This window comes from Rhizobium sp. LCM 4573 (genome assembly GCF_001854865.1).
GTDB lineage: Bacteria > Pseudomonadota > Alphaproteobacteria > Rhizobiales > Rhizobiaceae > Neorhizobium.
Map to the genome: position 1 here is coordinate 739,742 of NZ_MDDW01000001.1, position 16,005 is coordinate 755,746.

Genomic DNA, 16,005 nt, shown 5'->3' on the forward strand with positions numbered 1-16,005 from the left:
GATCAGGCTGCAAGCGCCGTTTCGGCGAGCGTCACCCAATAGCTGACGCCGTAAGGGATCGCCTCGTCGTTAAAGTCGTAGGCGGGATTGTGGAGCGTTGCGGTGTCGCCGTTGCCGATGAAGATGAAGGCGCCGGGGCGTTTTTCCAGCATATAGGAAAAATCCTCGGCTCCCATGTGCGGCGGTGCATCCGTCGTCACCGATTTTGCACCCGCAACTTTCCCGGCGACGCCGATCGCGAATTCGGTCTCGTCGGCATGGTTGAAAGTGACGGGATAGCCGCGGCGATAGACGACCTCGGCGGTGGCACCATGTGCGATCGCCGTCGATTGCGCCACTTCAGTCAGGCGCTTTTCAGCGAAGTCCCGGGTCTCCGGAAGCAATGTGCGCACGGTGCCGGTCAGCCTCACGAAACCGGGGATGACATTGTTCGCCTCGCCGCCATGGGTGGTGGCAACCGTGACCACCAGCGATTTCAGCGGATCGGTCTCGCGCGACACGATGGATTGGAGGGCGATGATGATATGGGCCGAAGCGAGAACCGGGTCGACGGAAAGATGCGGCTGCGCGGCGTGGCTGCCGCGGCCGTGAATGGTGATCTCGAAAGAATCGGCCGCGGCCATCACCGAGCCCTTGCGGATCGAAAATTGACCGACCGGCAGGTGTGGCTCGTTGTGCATGCCATAGACTTGGCGGATGCCGAATTTCTCCATCAAACCGTCGTCGATCATGGCGAGCGCCCCGGCGCCTCCCTCCTCCGCCGGCTGGAAGATCACCGCGACGGAGCCGGAAAAATTGCGCGTTTCGGCGAGGTAGCGCGCCGCGCCGAGCAGCATGGCGGTGTGCCCATCATGGCCGCAGGAATGCGCCTTGCCGGGCGTCTTCGAGGCCCAGGGCTTTCCGCTCGTCTCCAGGATGGGCAGCGCATCCATATCGGCGCGGAAGCCGATCACCGGGCCATCGCCCCGACTGCCCTTGATGATCCCGACGACGCCGGTTCTGCCGATACCCGTTTCCACCACGTCGCAGCCGAAGGATTTCAGCTTCTCGGCAACGAATTTCGCCGTCTCGTGAACCTCGTAGAGGATCTCCGGATTCTGGTGGATATGGCGCCTCCATTCAGCGACTTCTTCCTGCATTTCGGCGACGCGATTGAGTACCGGCATGGATGCAAACTCCGCAGTTTTTGCTGTTTCCCGTTCTTGTTTGGCGGGATATTGCGATGCGAAGTCCGGTTTTTGCAAGCTTCAATTTTCCGGCTTGAACGGAAAATAGGCCTATGCTTAGATAGCTCAAAATTTGGTCACGCCTGACTGGGAAGGCGCGAACCTTGCTGTGCCAAAACCTGCTTGAACGGAGGGAGGACAGTTAAAATTCCACTGTAAAATCAAAAGCTTTATAAGGCTGCTTTGCAGTGCGAACAGCTATTGCACCGGCTTGGGCCGGGCTGGCGAACATGCAACCCAAAGAGAAAATTAAAAGGGGAATACTCGCATGAACAAGCTCAATATCCTTCTTGCAGGCTCCGTGGCGGCGCTTGCGCTTGGCGCAACCGCCGCCCATGCCGAGAGGGGCACCGACGGGGAGCTGAAGATCCTCTTCTGGCAGGCGGTTTCGACCATGAACCCGTATCTCTCCGGCGGCACGAAGGAAGTCTACGCCTCCTCCATGGTGATCGAGCCGCTGGCCCGCTACGACGAAAAGGGCGAACTCGTGCCGACGCTGGTGACCGAGATCCCGACGCTCGAGAATGGCGGCGTAGCGCAGGACCTGCTCAGCATGACCTGGAAGCTGAAGCCCGATGTGAAGTGGTCCGACGGCACTCCGCTGACCGCCGATGACCTCATCTTCACCTGGAAATACTGCACCGCGCCGGATGGCGGTTGCGCGCAGGCTGCCCAGTATGAAGGAGTGAAGAACGTCGAGGCGGTCGATCCGCACACCGTCAAGATCACCTTCGAAGAGCCCAAGCCTTATCCTTACAGCGCGTTCGTCGGCGCCCAGTCGCCCGTCATCCAGGCCGCCCAATTCAAGGATTGCGTCGGTGCAAGGGCCCCGGAATGCACCTCGGCCAACTTCATGCCGATCGGCACCGGCCCCTTCGTCGTGAAGGATTTCAAGCCGAACGACGTCATTTCATTCGAGGCCAATCCGAATTACCGCGATCCGGCCAAGCCCGCCTTTGCGACCGCGACGCTGAAGGGCGGCGGCGATGCCCCTTCGGCAGCCCGCGCCGTGCTCGAAACCGGGGAATTCGACTATGCCTGGAACATGCAGGTGGAGCCGGAAGTGCTGGCGACGATGCTCGCCGCCGGCAAGGGTCAGCTGGTGACCGCCTTCGGCACGCAGGTCGAGCGTATCAACCTCAACCACTACAATGCCGATCCGTCGCTCGGCGCCAAGCGCTCCACCAAGGAGGCAGGGCCGCATCCGGCACTCTCCGATCCGGCCGTGCGCAGGGCTCTTTCCATGGCGATCGACCGCGACATCATCGATGAAGCCGGTTATGGTGAAGCGGGCCGTCCGACCTGCAACATCGTGCCAGCGCCGGAAGCCTATGCGTCCACCGGAAACGACGACTGGTGCCTGAAGCAGGATATCGAAGGCGCCAACAAGCTGCTCGACGAGGCGGGCTGGGTTCCCGGCTCCGACGGCATCCGCGCTAAGGATGGCGTCCGCCTCTCCTTCCTCTACTCCACCTCCACCAACTCCGTCCGCCAGGCGACCCAGGAACTGGTGAAGGATATGTGGTCGCAGATCGGCGTGGATGCGGAACTGCGCAATGTCAGCGCCTCGGTCTTCTTCGGCGGCGATCCGGCAAGCCCGGACACCTTCCAGAAGTTCTATGCAGACGTGGAAATGTACACCAACAACTTCGACGGCACGGATCCGGAAAAATACCTGGCCGAATGGCTGTGCGACAAGGTTCCGGCACCGGAAAACGGCTGGCAGGGTCAGAACATTCCGCGCTACTGCAACCCGGAATATGACAAGCTGGTGGGCGTGCTCGCCAAGACGGCCGATCTCGAGGAGCGTGCCGAACTTGCCAAGAAGCTCAACGACATGCTGACCGAGGAGGGTGCGCATATTCCCCTCATCCATCGCGGCCAGCTCTCTTCGCATTCCGTCACGCTCGACGGTGTGAGGATGAACGCGTGGGACAGCGAACTCTGGAACGTCGCCGACTGGTCTCGCAAGAAGTGACCCCGGTCGCCGGGCCCGCCGGATAGCGCCGGCCCGGCGTCCGCATTTCTCCGCGAACCAGGAGACTTTTGAATGTTCACATATACTCTACGGCGATTGCTTTTCGCGATCCCGACCCTGTTGGTCATCAGTTTCGTGATTTTCGCGCTGCTTGACCTGGCGCCCAACGATCCGACCGGCGACCTGCCGCTCACCATCCCGCCGGAAGTCCGCGAACAGATACGCGCCTCGCTCGGCCTCGATCAGCCCTTCCTGATCCGCTACCTCAAATGGCTGCAGCAATTCTTCGTCAATGAGCCGCTGAATATCCTCGAAAGCCTGACGGGCTGGCAGTTCGGCGACGGAGAGCGCATGCGCGTGCTCTCCTGGGCGACGCGGAGCCCTGTCGTCGACCTCATCGTGCAGCGCCTGCCGCAGACCCTCTGGGTCGTCGGCCTCGCCTATCTCTTCGGCATCATGATCGCGATCCCGATTGGCGTGATCTCCGCCTACAAGCAGTATTCGATCTTCGACCAGATCGGCACCTTCGTCTCGATGGTGGGCTATTCGGTGCCGACCTTCTTCACCGGCGTGCTGCTGATCGTCGTCTTCTCCTCCTATCTGCAATGGTTTCCCTCCGTCTACGATACCAATCTCCGGGTCACGGATTTTGCGAGCTTCATGGGCCAGGTGAAACAGATGGCGCTGCCGGTGGCGGTTCTGGCGCTCTACAATGCCTCGCAGATCGCCCGTTTCGTGCGCGCTTCCATGCTCGACAACCTGAACCAGGATTATGTGAGGACCGCGCGGGCAAAGGGGGTCAAGGAAAAGACCGTGCTGCTCGTGCACGTGCTGCGCAACAGCCTGATCCCGGTGGTGACGGTCATCGCCCTGGGCGTCCCGACGATCTTCTCGGGCGCCATCATCACCGAGCAGATCTTCCGCGTGAACGGCCTCGGCCAATTGCTCATCACCGCGATCCAGGGTGCCGACATACCGCTCGTGCAGACGCTGACCTTCATCTTCGCGGTCCTGATCGTGCTCTTCAATCTCATTGCCGATGTTCTCTACGGCATTCTTGACCCGAGGATTCGGTATGACTGACGCAGCCCTCACGGTACCGACCGCCGCCTCCACCCCGACACGCTCCGTGCTGGCCGACATCTGGCGGCAATTCCGCGCCCACAAGGGGGGAGTGGCCGGTCTGATCGTGTTCGTGTTCATCCTGCTTGCGGTCTATGTCGGGCCTTACATCCACACGGTAGCCCCCAACACGATCAATGTGCGCGCCAGGAACCAGTGGCCGTCGCTCGCCCATCCCTTCGGCACCGACAATCTCGGCAAGGACATGCTGGCACAGGTTCTTGCCGGCGGACGCATCTCGCTTGCGGTCGGCATCACCGCCATGCTGATCGCCGTGTCGCTGGGAACGCTGGTGGGCGTCCTTTCCGGCTATTTCCGGAGACTGGACGGGCCGCTGATGCGCGTGACCGACCTCTTCCTTGCCCTCCCCCTCCTGCCGCTGCTTCTCGTCATCATCATGCTCTTCCGCGATACGCTGAGGGCCGCCTTCGGGCCGGAAACCGGCATCTTCATCTTGATCGTCTCGGTGATCGGCATCACGAGCTGGATGCACACCGCCCGCATCGTGCGCGGCGACGTGCTTGCCGTCAAAAGCCAGGAATTCATCCTGGCGGCGAGGTCGAGCGGCATGCGCGAACATCGCATCATCCTGCGCCATATCCTGCCCAACGTGCTGAGTTCGATCATGGTCTCGGCAACCCTCGGGATCGCTTCGGCCATCATCACTGAATCGGCGCTGAGCTTCCTGGGTCTAGGCTTTCCCTCGGATTTCCCGACCTGGGGGCGGCTTCTGTTCGACGGCGCCAACTTCCTGCAACTCACGCCGTCGCGGGTGCTCTGGCCGGGTCTGGCGATTTCGCTCACGGTTCTGAGCGTCAACTATATCGGCGACGCCATCCGCGATGCGCTCGATCCCCGCACGCTGAAAAGGTGAGCTCCACTTCCGAAAGGCGAGCTTGGCCCTTCCGGGCGGTCACGCGGGGAACAAGACAGCTTCTTCTTGGTTCGAGTGAGGACGGAATTATCCGTTTTCAATCGAACCAGGGAGAGAGAAGCCATGAATTGGGATCAGGTCGAAGGCAACTGGAAGCAGTTCAAGGGCAAGGTGCAGTCTCAGTGGGGCAAGCTCACTGATGACGACCTCGATGTCATCGCCGGCGATCGCAAGCAGCTGGCAGGCAAAATCCAGGAACGCTACGGCAAGGTTCAGGAAGAGGCCGACCGTGAGGTTGACGACTGGCTTTCGCGGCACTGAGATAAAAAACAAGCGCCGTTAACTTTTTTTCGGAACCGAGGGAACCAAAGCAAAACAAGCTCGTTATGCGAGTGCCTGGGAGCTACCCCCCGTCCCCCGCCCTACAAAGCTTCCAGGCGAACTCTTCAATCCCCCTCGAAGAGAAAATGAGATGGCTCGGTTTCGCAACGGAACCGGGCCAACTCATTTCTGGGCCGTTTTCATTCCCGTAGAGCGTCAATCGCCCACCTCTATGGGAAAGACCAGCCGGTAGGCGATCTTCTCCTCGGAAATGGCATAACTCGCCTTACCGTTCACCGAGGCCGGCACGACGCGCTCCAACACGGTGCTGCCGAAATGCRCCTTGAGGCTTTCCGTATTCGCGTCGCCCTGCGTCTCGACCTCCAGCGGCTCGTCCCACACCATTTCCAGCGAATCGTGCCCATCCACCTGAAGGCGGGTGCAGGTGACCTTGATCGGTCTGCCGCCGCGCAGAAGCGAGCCGTGGCTGACCGCGTTGACGATCAGCTCATGCACCGCCAGGCCGACATGAAGCGAAGCGTTCGGCGTCAGCAGCACATTGTCGCCAGTTACCCGCACCAGATGCCGGTTCTCGGGGAGGTATTTCTCGGTCTGGTGCTGAACCAGTTCGTAGAAATAGGCACCCCGCCAGCTTGAATCGGTAATCAGGTCCTGGGACTGGGAGAGCGAATAAAGCCTGCCGCGGAATTTATGCAGGAAGAGATCCAGGGAGCCGGAATAGCGGGCCGTCTGCAGCGCGATGCTCTGGATGATCGCAAGCAGGTTCTTGGAACGGTGGCTGACTTCGCGAAGCAGCGCCCGCAGCAGGCGCTCGCGATGTCTTTCTTCCGACCGGTCGACAATGGTGGTGATGAGATGGACGCCGCTTTCAGGAAGCTCCACCGCCTGCACGCGAAATTCGTAGACCTGTTCGGAGCCGACGGTGACCTCGATATGCCCCTTGTGTCCGGCTGCTCGCATGTCCGCCTTAAGCGCTGCAAGCCTGGCGGCGACCTCCTCCCCGAAAAGGGAAAGGTCKTTCAGCTGGGCCGCGGAACGGTCAATCGGCCAGGCCTCGGGCAGATTGGTTACGAAGAGATAGTTGTGATCGGTATCCTGGATGATGATGCTCGCGCCGAGATCGACCAGGGCGGGCAGCAGAAATTCGCGCAATCCGTCATCGCTCTGACCCGCTTGTTGCCATGTCAGCGGATGCACCAATTTCCTCACTCCGTCTGCGGAATATCTGGAAGGGACCCGTGGATGCAGCGGCACCCGGCGGGGCCCTTCTTATAAGGCGTCAGACGCGCCGGAACAATCCGACCACGAGCGATATGACCAGCAACGCCAGGAAGATGAAGAACAGGATCTGGGCGATACTGGTGGCCGCTCCTGCTATCCCGCCGAAGCCGAGCACGCCGGCAATGATCGCGATGATCAGGAACACGAGGGCATAATATAACATGGCGGTCTCCTAGCGGATGATGCGCGAGGGAAAACACCGTGCCTGCCATATTTGTTCCCGATCTCGACTGCCCCTGCCTAAAGCAGGTCAAGCGGCGGCCTTGACCGCCTCGTTGAAGAACAGGGCCTGGCTGATCAAAGCCTTGACCATGTCCGGGTTGAACGGCTTGGTGACGAGGAAGGCCGGTTCCGGACGCTCGCCCGTCAGCAGACGCTCCGGGAAGGCGGTGATGAAGATCACCGGAACGGAGGAAGCCTTAAGGATCTCGTTCACCGCGTCGATGCCGGAGCTGCCGTCGGCCAGCTGGATATCGGCAAGCACCATTTTCGGATGAGACGTCTGGAAAAGCGAAACTGCTTCCTTGTGGGTTCGGGCAATGCCGGTGACACGGTGGCCGAGTTCCTGCACCATCTGCTCGATGTCGAGCGCGATCAACGGTTCGTCTTCGATGATCATGATGTCGGTCGCCACCTGGCGGGAAATCTCCTTGGAAGCGTCGTCGAGCAGGCGGTTGACATCATCCACCGTCACGTCGAGCACTTCCGCGGTCTCTTCGGTGGTGAAACCTTCGACCGAGACGAGAAGAAAGGCGTGGCGAGCCTTGGATGGCAGGGTTGCGAGATTGGCGGCTGCACGTTGTTCCCAGGCGAACGGGGATTCTATCGGCCTGATCTCCACGTCCGTGGAACCAAAGATCGCAACGAAGAGTTTATAGAGCGAAACACGGTCCTTGGACGTTTCCGGAAAAATGGAAACATCTGCGATCAAAGCTTCCAGGACCGCGGCGACATAGGCATCTCCCGAGGTCTGGGACCCGGTTACCGCCCTGGCGTATCGACGCAGATATGGAAGGTGAGACGCAACGCGTGTGGTAAGTGACATTCAAAATCTCCCCTGTGCCCTGAGGGCAATTGACGCGATATCAACGCGGGCATGTAAAAAAAGTTCCGCGAAGGGGGGAACTTTTTTTGCCCGTGCGCATTTCTTGACCCGACGATATCGCAACAGGCTGCCCGCGTGATGAATGAAGAAAATAGAAAAAAACATGAGATGAGCACAGTACAACCTCAAGAAATCAAACCAGGATCGATGCCCCCCAATGCATCGATCTCACGCAAATTGCGCGAATTCTACAACGCGGTGCAGGAAGAAGGCATTCCGGATCGTTTTCTCGACCTCCTGGAAAGACTGGAGCAGGCCGAGAAAAATGCGAAATCGGTGAATGTAAAATGAAAAAGCAAGACGAGAACGACGATCGCGGCTTCAAGCGCGACCTTCTTGCCTCGCTGCCGAATCTGCGCGCATTCGCGGTATCTCTGACCGGCCGCCACGACAAGGCGGACGATCTTGTGCAGGACACGATCATGAAGGCCTGGGCCAACCAGGCGAGCTTCACCGCCGGCACCAACATGCGCGCCTGGCTCTTCACCATCCTGCGCAACGAATTCTACAGCCAGATGCGCAAGCGCGGTCGCGAAGTGCAGGACAGCGACGGGCTCTTCAGCGAGCGCTTCTCGGTCCACCCCGAGCAATATGGCCGTCTCGACCTGCAGGACTTCCGCAAGGCGCTCGAAAAGCTCCCCGACGATCAGCGCGAGGCGATCGTGCTCGTGGGCGCGGCGGGCTTCGCCTATGAGGAAGCCGCGGCCATCTGCGGCTGCGCGGTCGGCACCATCAAGAGCCGCGTCAGCCGCGCGCGCTCGCGCCTGCAGGAACTTCTCGGAGTTTCCGGCGAGGGCGATTTCGGCCCCGATCCGGGGGATGCCGCCATCACTCAGCGCGCTYTCGGAAGTTGACCGGGAATAGGCTCAATTCAGGGCGATCGCCTCTTCGATCGCCCTGACGAGCTGTCCCTCCCGGAACGGCTTCTGTATGATTGCAAACCCTTCGAAGCCGGGGACCGCTTTAAGCTCGGCATCAAGCGTCGTGAACACGATCATGGCGCCGGCGTTTTCTATTCGCCGCGCCGCCTCTCCCTGCCCGTCCGCGAGCAGGCTCGCGTCGATGACGATCACCGCGAAACCGCCCTTATCCAGCGCGAGCGGGTAATTGTACGGTGTCGCGATCTCGACTTCGCAGCCAAAGGCTTCTTGGAGGATGCGCTCCGCTTCCATTGCCACCAGATATTCCGGGTCTATTACAAGTGTGCGCACGCTTACATCCCTCACTGATCACGAAGCCTAGATCATCGAAAGAAGAAGCCGTCATTTAAAAAAGACACAGACGGGCCGGTTTTCACCGGCTATGTTGATCTTTCCTCATCCGGGCCGATACCATGGCAAATTCGATATCCATCGCTTCTTCGCACACGAGCTGCGAGCAATGTCCGATACGCGGCCTTCCGACGTTCCGCGATTTTTCCCCCGAGGAACTCTCCTTTGTTTTGAGGTTCCGGCAGGGGGAGCATTCAGCCGATCCCGGCATGGCGATCATAGTGGAGGGAGAAAACAATCCGCGGCTCTATACCGTGCTCACGGGCTGGGGCTTCCGCTACAAGATCCTGGAGGACGGCCGCAGGCAGATTCTAAACTATGTGCTGCCGGGCGATATGATTGGCTTGCAGGGAAATCTTATGACGGAAATGCAGCATTCCGTCGAAGCGCTCACCCCTATGACGCTTTGCCTTTTTGAAAGGGAGCGGCTCGCCACGCTCTATCGCGAGCATCCCTCGCTCGCCTACGACATCACCTGGATCGCCGCGCGGGAGGAAAGCATCCTCGACGAGCATCTGCTGAGCATCGGCAGGCGCAGCGCGCGGGAACGCGCCGCCTATCTCCTCGCCTTTCTCGATTTGCGCGCCAGAACAAGCGGCATCGCCAAACTCGGCAGGCCGGTGACCCTTCCGCTGACACAGCAGCATGTCGCGGATACGCTCGGCCTTTCACTGGTTCATACCAACAAGACGCTCCGCAAGCTCTCAAAGCTTGGCCTCATCCGCTGGCTGGACCGGGGCTGCGAGGTGCTGGACATGGAAGGCCTGTATCAGATGGCGGGATGGCGGCCGCCCGCGGAAAGCAGGCGGCCTTTCATCTGATCGGTCACTCCTCGGCCTGAGGCGGTCCGCGGTCGTGCCTCGACATCGCCGACGCGAGCTCGTCCTTGTTCCTGAGTGCCAGGAAGCCCAACCCGCCGAGGATGGAAGCCACCAGCAGCGGGCGCGATTTGAGCACGAGCGGGAGAGCCGTTATCGCAGCCGTCGCCATGAGAGCCCTGCTGCCGCTCGCGGCGGCGGCCTCCCGTTTGCGCCTCTGCTCCGAGCTGTTCAGGATCAGAACGATCGTGAACATCACGATCGCCAGCAGGAAGGCACCGGAGGCGATGGCCACCAGCGCCATGGCTGGTCCCCAAACGCTGGCGAGGAAGACCGCCATGGCGGCGACAGCCGCCACGTAGCCGGTCAGCAGGAACACCAGCGCAAAGGCATAGAATACCGCATTCCGCTTCAGACGCTGGGTGAAGGCTGCCAGATCGATTGCGGCCAGCGAGGCAAGAAGAGGACCCAGTCCAGCCATCATCAGCGTCGCGTCATCAGCGCGAGGAGAAAGCCGACGCCTGCGGCGATCGCGACGGCCTGAATAGGGTTTGTCCTGATCTGGCGCTCGAGATCCTTCTCCATCGAGAGGGCCTGCTCGCGCGCGGCCTCCACCATGTGCATGGAGGCATCCGCCGCGTCACTGGTGGCCCGCCGAACCTTGCCGCGATATTCGCTGGCCTTGTCGCTGCCGGCGGAAGCCACGCTGCGGGCAAGCGTTGCGATATCGTCTCGAAGCTGCTGGAGCTGCGCTTCGATATCCCTGGACGAGGCAGAGCCGCTGCCGTTGCGGCCAACTTCACTCTGTGCATTCGCAGGTGCCATCTCCGTCTCCTATGGTTTTAAGCTTAGGTTGAAGGCATGGCCGGTTGTCCGGCTTTTCTTCGCCGGTACCCGAACGGCAGCCGACCCCATCGCTTTTCTTGCTGCGGGCGGTGAACGCGGGGCAGGTGCGATTGTTCCCGGCGGAGCAGGATGCGGAGATGGAATGCCTGATTGCTCGAAATGTCAGGCTGCGGCTGGAGGCTCCGGCCACGCGGTGATTCCGCCGGTCCAGCTTTCGAAGGCATGGGAAAGCTTCAGGACGCCGAGATCGTCGAAGCGTGGGCCGACGATCTGCAGGCCGATGGGCATGCCGGAGCGGGAAAAGCCGCAATTGATCGAGGCGGCAGGCTGTTCCGACATGTTCCACGGCACGGTGAAGGCGATATGCTCGAACGGACGGGCTGGATCGTTGGTGGGCGAAGCCCATTCCGCCGGATAGGAAACGACCGGATTGGTGGGCGAAAGCAGCGCATCGATGCCGCTGAAGAGCCTCGCGCAGGCTCTGCGCATCTCGAATGTCTGGTTGAAGCCGCGCACCGCCTCGACGCCGGAAATCGCCGCGCCGCCCTCCGCCCATTCGTAGATATAAGGCAGGATCGACGCCCGCCGTTCCTCGCTCAGGGCCTCGATTTCGCCCCAGAACCGGGCCCGCCAGAACTTGTCKAGACCATCCAGCATCTGCCGCGTCAGCACTGGCCCGACCGGCACGATCTCGGCTCCAGCTTCCTCGAAGCGTTTCGCCGCCGCGGTGACCGCATTGCGGACCTCTTCATCGACCGGCAAGCCAGTGCCGGCATCGAGCATGAGGCCGACTTTCATGCCCCGGATGTCGACATCGAAGCCCATCCAGTCGAAGGTGTTCGGCGGCAGGCTTGTCGCGTCGCGCCAGTCCGGCCGGCTGAGCGTCGCCATGGAATAGGCCGCATCCTCCACCGTGCGCGTCATCGGCCCGGCGCAACGGCCGACATAATACGGGTCGATCGGAATGCGGCCATTGGTCGGCTTGAAGCCGAAGAGCCCTGTCCAGCCCGCCGGCAGGCGCACCGATCCGCCGATATCCGTGCCGATATGCAAGGGTCCGTAGCTCGCCGCTGCGGCGGAAGACGCGCCGGCGCTCGATCCGCCGGGATTTTTCGAAATATCCCACGGATTGCGACTCAGCGGGTGGAAGCTCGACAGGCCGGAGGAAAGCATGCCGTAGTCCGGGCAGGTGGTCTTGGCGAAGATCACCGCGCCATCCTCCCGCATCCGGGCAGCGATGGGGGCGTCCTCGGCGGCCGGCACGAGTTCCACCGCGCTGGTGCCGAGCGGCACCGRCTGCCCCCTGGTCGCGATCAGCTCCTTCAGCGTCACGGGAACGCCGTCGAGAGGCCCGCGTGGTTTGCCCTTCATCCACCGCTCGGTGGAAGCGGCCGCCTGCGCCCGCGCGCTGTCCGGATCGTAGAGGTAGAGCGCCTGCATATGCGGCTCGAAGGCGGCGATGCGCTCCTCCACTACCAGCCAGTATTCGGAGGGCGAAAGCTTCTTCGCACCGTAGAGGCCGGTCAATTCGCGGATCGTCAGTTTCAAAAGATCGTTCATGGCAAATCGCTTCGTCAGATCATGAATTATCGCGCGGATCGAGGATGTCACGAAGCCCGTCGCCCAGCATGTTGAGCCCCATGACCGAAAGCGCGATTGCAAGCCCCGGCATCAGCGCGAGCCAGGGCGCCTGGCCGAGATAGGTCTGGGATTCGGCGAGCATCCGCCCCCAGGTCGGTGCCGGCGGGGCCATGCCGAGACCGAGGAAGCTCAGGCCCGCTTCGGTGAGGATCGCGAGCCCGAGCTGGATCGTCACCTGCACGATGATCTGGTTGGAGATGTTCGGCAGGACATGGACGAGCGTGATCTTGCCCTGAGGTCGCCCCATGCCGATCGCCGCCTTGACATAGTCCCGCGTCCAGATCTGCAGCGCCGCCCCGAGCGTCAGCCGCGCGAAGACCGGCACCATGAAGATGGCAATAGCAATGATGGCGGTGAACCGGCCGGAGCCGATGAAGGCGCCGAGCATCATGGCCGAAAGGATGGGTGGCACGGCGAAAATGATGTCGCAGCCGCGCATGACGACGACTTCCAGCCAGCCACGCCGCATCGCCACGATGACGCCGATCGCCGTGCCGATGCTCGCGCCGATGGCGACCGCGAGAATGGATGTGGAGAGCGAATTCCATGCCCCGACCATCAGGCGTGAGGCGACATCACGGCCGAGYTGGTCCGTGCCCAGGAGGCCGGAGGCGAGCGGCGGCTTCAGCTTTTCGGCAATGGCAAGCCGCGTCGGCGAGACCGGCGTCCAGAGGAGCGAGACAAGCGCAACCGCAAAGAGGGCGAGCGTGACGACGGCGCCGACGAGCAAAACGGGGCGGCGGAAGAGCTGTCTCATTGCGCCCCGGCTCTCAGACGGGGATCGATCACCAGATAGGCGAGATCGACCAGGAAATTCATGAGGATCACGAGCGCGGAGAAGAACAGCACCACATTCTGCATGACGATGACGTCGCGCTGCGAGAGTGCCTGATAGGCGAGTCGTCCGAGCCCCGGCAGGTTGAAGACATTCTCCACCAGCACCGCGCCGGCAATCAGGAAGGTGAATTGCAGGCCGAGTATGGTGATGACCGGGATAGCCGCGTTCGGCACGGCATGGCGCCAGAGAGCCGTGCTCTCGCTGATCCCCTTGGCGCGGGCGGTGCGCACGAAATCCTCGTTCATCACCTCCAGCACGGCGGAGCGGGTAACACGCGTCAGCACCCCCGCCTGTGGCAGCGCCAGCGCGATCGCCGGAAGGGTGAGTGCCTTCAATGCGGGCAGAATGCCGGCGCTCCAGCCTGGAAAACCGCCGGCCGGCATCCAGCCGAGCGTGGTGGAGAAGAGAATGATAGAGAGCAGGCCGACGAAGAAGGCCGGCACGGCGATGCCTACATGCGAGAAGAGACCCGCCAGAAGGTCCACCGCGCCGTTGCGATGCCGGGCCGCCTGCACGCCGAGCGGAATGGCGATCGCCATGGAAATGACGATCGCCAGCAATGCCAGCGGCAGCGTCACCGCCAGCCGCTCCGCGATCAGCCCCGCGACCGGAACGCCATAGGTATAGGACTGGCCGAGATCGCCCTGGAACAAGCCCGCGAGCCAGGCGAGGTAACGCACCGGCAGCGGCCGGTCGAGGCCGAGTTCCCGTTGCAGCGCCGCAAGCGTTTCCGGGCTCGCCGACGTGCCGAGCAAGATCGCGGCCGGATCACCCGGCAAAAGGTCCATGACCGTGAATATCAGCAGCGAGACGACCAATAGGGTGACGATGAGGCTCAGGATTCGGCGGAGGAAGATCGAGATCATAAGCCGGGAACTCCCGATCTCCCCCCTTGAGGGGGGGATGTCATCGAAGATGACAGAGGGGCGTAGCGCAGCGAACTCAACTTACAAGGAGTAAGTCGAAACTCCTCCCTCTGTCCTGCCGGACATCTCCCCCTCAAGGGGGGAGATTGGTATACGGCACCGCCCTGCCCCACCAAATCGCTCACTCTTCCCAATAGACTTCCGCGAGCACGTTCGACGGAATGGGCTCGTTCTCCCACAGCCCCTTTACCTTGCCGTCCCAGATGCCGAGCTTCGGCATGACGAAGAGGAAGAGCGCCGGCACGTCGTTCGCAAGAATTGTCTGCGCCTCGCCGTAGAGCTTTTCCTGTTCCGCTGGATCGGCGGTCAGTTCCACCTGTTTCAGCACCTCGTTGAAGGCCGGGTTCTTGTAGTTGAAGTAATAGGGATCGCGGGCATAGATATCGATGTCCATCGGTTCGGCATGAGCCACGATGGTCATGTCGTAATCGGCCGCCTTCAGCACGTCCGCCACCCATTTTGCGGGAAACTCGGTGGTCTCGATATTCATCGTCACCCCGATTTCGGCAAGYATCGCCTGCAGCACCTGCGAAGTGCGCTGCGCATAGRCCATCTGCGGTGCCTTGATGGTGAAGGTGAACCCGTCCGGATAACCGGCTTCGGCAAGCAGCGCCTTCGCTTTTTCCGGATCGTAGGGGTAGATGCCGGTGAGATCGGTATAACCGCGGTCGTTCGGCGTGTAATGGCTGCCGATCGGCGTGCCGTAACCCGACCAGGCGCCTTCCACGACGCCGGCACGATCGACGGCCATCATCAGCGCCTGCCGCACGCGCTTGTCGTCGAAGGGCTTGCGCGTATTGTTCATGCCGGCAACGACCTTGAGCTCGGTATTGCCGATCACCGTCACCAGACGGCTATCGCCCTCGAAGGAGCTGACGAGTTCGGGTGCGGCAAATTCCGGAAAGGCATCGACATCTCCCGCCTTCAAGGCCGCGGCTTGCGCCTGCGGATCACCGATGAACCGGAAGGTGGCGCTCTCGAGCTTCACCGCGACTTGCCTGTTCCAATAATCGGGGTTCTTCGCGAGCTCTACCTTGTCGCCCTTGGCCCAATTGACGAACCTGAACGGGCCGGTGCCGACAGGCGCGGTCTTGTTGTTCTCGACCGATTTCGGCGCGACCATACTGGAGGAGGGCCAGCCGAGCCAGTAGAGCAGGCTCCCGGCTGGTTCCTTGAGCTTGAGGACGAGGGTCGCCGGATCGGGCGTTTCCACCGTCTCGATGGAAGCGAAATAACGCTTCTGCGGGTTGACTGAGTCAGGTCCTCGGGCGCGATCGATCGAGAACTTCGCGACGGAGGAGTCGAACACCTCGCCATCGTGGAACTTCACGCCCTGGCGCAGTTTGAACGTATAGGTCTTCCCGTCCGGCGAAATCTCCCAGCTTTCAGCAAGCTGCGGCTGCACCTTGCTGTCGCGGTCTATGGTGGTCAGCCCTTCGAAAATGTTCTGCCAGGTCACCTGCCCGATCGCCACCGGCGCCGCGATGGTCGGATCGAGCCCTGTGGGCTCGATAGTCATACCGAGCGTCAGCGTGGTCTTCGGCGCCGCTTCGGCCATGCCGTGGCCGGAGAAAATCAATCCCACCGCAAGCGCCGCTCCCAAGAGTACGCGCCGCGAAAACGAAATGCTGCCGATAACCCCTGCCATGCCCTTCAGCTCCCCTGGTGAAGATGTCGCCCGTCTTGTGCCATCCGCATCCGATCACACGGATTATGGTCATTTCGCAGGTGCACACA

Annotated in this window: 18 protein-coding genes; 7 read left to right on the forward strand and 11 right to left on the reverse strand. The window is 61.5% G+C overall.

Translation table 11 applies throughout. The features are described 5' to 3' along the window. Window positions 1-2: 2 nt before the first annotated feature. The gene (locus LCM4573_RS03735; RefSeq protein WP_071004571.1) at window positions 3-1,166 is read right to left on the reverse strand and encodes a M20 aminoacylase family protein; all 1,164 of its coding nucleotides are present in this window, start codon (window positions 1,164-1,166) and stop codon (window positions 3-5) included. A gap of 328 nt (window positions 1,167-1,494) precedes the next feature. Here LCM4573_RS03735 and LCM4573_RS03740 point away from each other — a divergent pair, with 328 nt between their 5' ends. The 4 genes from LCM4573_RS03740 (at window position 1,495) to LCM4573_RS03755 (ending at window position 5,521) form a co-directional block, all read left to right on the forward strand. Then, a complete protein-coding gene (locus tag LCM4573_RS03740; RefSeq protein WP_071004573.1) occupies window positions 1,495-3,204 on the forward strand; it encodes a peptide ABC transporter substrate-binding protein in 1,710 nt (569 codons plus the stop codon). Between the two features lie 72 nt (window positions 3,205-3,276). Then, window positions 3,277-4,287, forward strand: coding sequence for an ABC transporter permease (locus LCM4573_RS03745; RefSeq protein ID WP_071004575.1), 1,011 nt, complete (start codon window positions 3,277-3,279; stop codon window positions 4,285-4,287). After that, complete coding sequence (locus tag LCM4573_RS03750) at window positions 4,280-5,200, forward strand: ABC transporter permease (RefSeq protein ID WP_071004577.1); 921 nt, start codon at window positions 4,280-4,282, stop codon at window positions 5,198-5,200. The genes LCM4573_RS03745 and LCM4573_RS03750 overlap by 8 nt, the downstream gene beginning before the upstream one ends. 123 nt (window positions 5,201-5,323) lie before the next feature. Further along, complete coding sequence (locus LCM4573_RS03755; RefSeq protein ID WP_046794795.1) at window positions 5,324-5,521, forward strand: CsbD family protein; 198 nt, start codon at window positions 5,324-5,326, stop codon at window positions 5,519-5,521. 216 nt (window positions 5,522-5,737) lie between these two features. Here LCM4573_RS03755 and LCM4573_RS03760 read toward each other — a convergent pair whose 3' ends face one another. The 3 genes from LCM4573_RS03760 to LCM4573_RS03770 form a co-directional block, all read right to left on the reverse strand. Next, entirely contained in the window at window positions 5,738-6,694 is a 957-nt protein-coding gene (locus LCM4573_RS03760; RefSeq protein WP_244505218.1) for a sensor histidine kinase, read from the reverse strand. A gap of 127 nt (window positions 6,695-6,821) precedes the next feature. Beyond that, the gene (locus LCM4573_RS03765) at window positions 6,822-6,986 is read right to left on the reverse strand and encodes a DUF1328 domain-containing protein (protein ID WP_071004580.1); all 165 of its coding nucleotides are present in this window, start codon (window positions 6,984-6,986) and stop codon (window positions 6,822-6,824) included. 87 nt (window positions 6,987-7,073) lie between these two features. After that, window positions 7,074-7,868, reverse strand: coding sequence for a response regulator (locus tag LCM4573_RS03770; RefSeq protein ID WP_071004582.1), 795 nt, complete (start codon window positions 7,866-7,868; stop codon window positions 7,074-7,076). A gap of 168 nt (window positions 7,869-8,036) precedes the next feature. Here LCM4573_RS03770 and LCM4573_RS03775 point away from each other — a divergent pair, with 168 nt between their 5' ends. Both LCM4573_RS03775 and LCM4573_RS03780 read left to right on the forward strand, forming a co-directional pair. After that, the gene (locus LCM4573_RS03775; RefSeq protein WP_071004584.1) at window positions 8,037-8,219 is read left to right on the forward strand and encodes a NepR family anti-sigma factor; all 183 of its coding nucleotides are present in this window, start codon (window positions 8,037-8,039) and stop codon (window positions 8,217-8,219) included. Further along, entirely contained in the window at window positions 8,216-8,782 is a 567-nt protein-coding gene (locus tag LCM4573_RS03780; protein ID WP_071004586.1) for an RNA polymerase sigma factor, read from the forward strand. Before LCM4573_RS03775 ends, LCM4573_RS03780 begins: the two co-directional genes overlap by 4 nt. 12 nt (window positions 8,783-8,794) lie before the next feature. On the opposite strand, the gene LCM4573_RS03785 is transcribed toward LCM4573_RS03780, so the two are convergent. Then, window positions 8,795-9,139: a hypothetical protein gene (locus tag LCM4573_RS03785; protein WP_157895479.1), complete on the reverse strand. Its 345-nt coding sequence runs from the start codon at window positions 9,137-9,139 to the stop codon at window positions 8,795-8,797. Between the two features lie 122 nt (window positions 9,140-9,261). Between LCM4573_RS03785 and LCM4573_RS03790 the strand changes: the two genes are divergently transcribed. Beyond that, window positions 9,262-10,020, forward strand: coding sequence for a Crp/Fnr family transcriptional regulator (locus LCM4573_RS03790; protein WP_071004590.1), 759 nt, complete (start codon window positions 9,262-9,264; stop codon window positions 10,018-10,020). 4 nt (window positions 10,021-10,024) lie between these two features. On the opposite strand, the gene LCM4573_RS03795 is transcribed toward LCM4573_RS03790, so the two are convergent. From LCM4573_RS03795 to LCM4573_RS03820, 6 genes are all read right to left on the reverse strand, one after another. Then, a complete protein-coding gene (locus tag LCM4573_RS03795; RefSeq protein WP_071004592.1) occupies window positions 10,025-10,501 on the reverse strand; it encodes a hypothetical protein in 477 nt (158 codons plus the stop codon). Beyond that, window positions 10,501-10,842, reverse strand: coding sequence for a YqjD family protein (locus LCM4573_RS03800; RefSeq protein ID WP_071004594.1), 342 nt, complete (start codon window positions 10,840-10,842; stop codon window positions 10,501-10,503). The genes LCM4573_RS03795 and LCM4573_RS03800 overlap by 1 nt, the downstream gene beginning before the upstream one ends. Before the next feature lie 183 nt (window positions 10,843-11,025). Beyond that, window positions 11,026-12,423, reverse strand: a complete 1,398-nt coding sequence (locus LCM4573_RS03805) for an amidase (RefSeq protein ID WP_071004596.1) — start codon at window positions 12,421-12,423, stop codon at window positions 11,026-11,028. 19 nt (window positions 12,424-12,442) lie between these two features. Next, window positions 12,443-13,261 (reverse strand): ABC transporter permease, encoded by an 819-nt coding sequence (locus LCM4573_RS03810; protein WP_071004598.1) that lies wholly within the window; start codon window positions 13,259-13,261, stop codon window positions 12,443-12,445. Further along, on the reverse strand, window positions 13,258-14,208 hold the full coding sequence (locus LCM4573_RS03815) for an ABC transporter permease (protein ID WP_071004600.1): 951 nt from the start codon (window positions 14,206-14,208) through the stop codon (window positions 13,258-13,260). Before LCM4573_RS03815 ends, LCM4573_RS03810 begins: the two co-directional genes overlap by 4 nt. Window positions 14,209-14,389: 181 nt before the next feature. Continuing rightward, window positions 14,390-15,916, reverse strand: coding sequence for an ABC transporter substrate-binding protein (locus LCM4573_RS03820; RefSeq protein ID WP_071004602.1), 1,527 nt, complete (start codon window positions 15,914-15,916; stop codon window positions 14,390-14,392). Window positions 15,917-16,005: the final 89 nt, after the last annotated feature.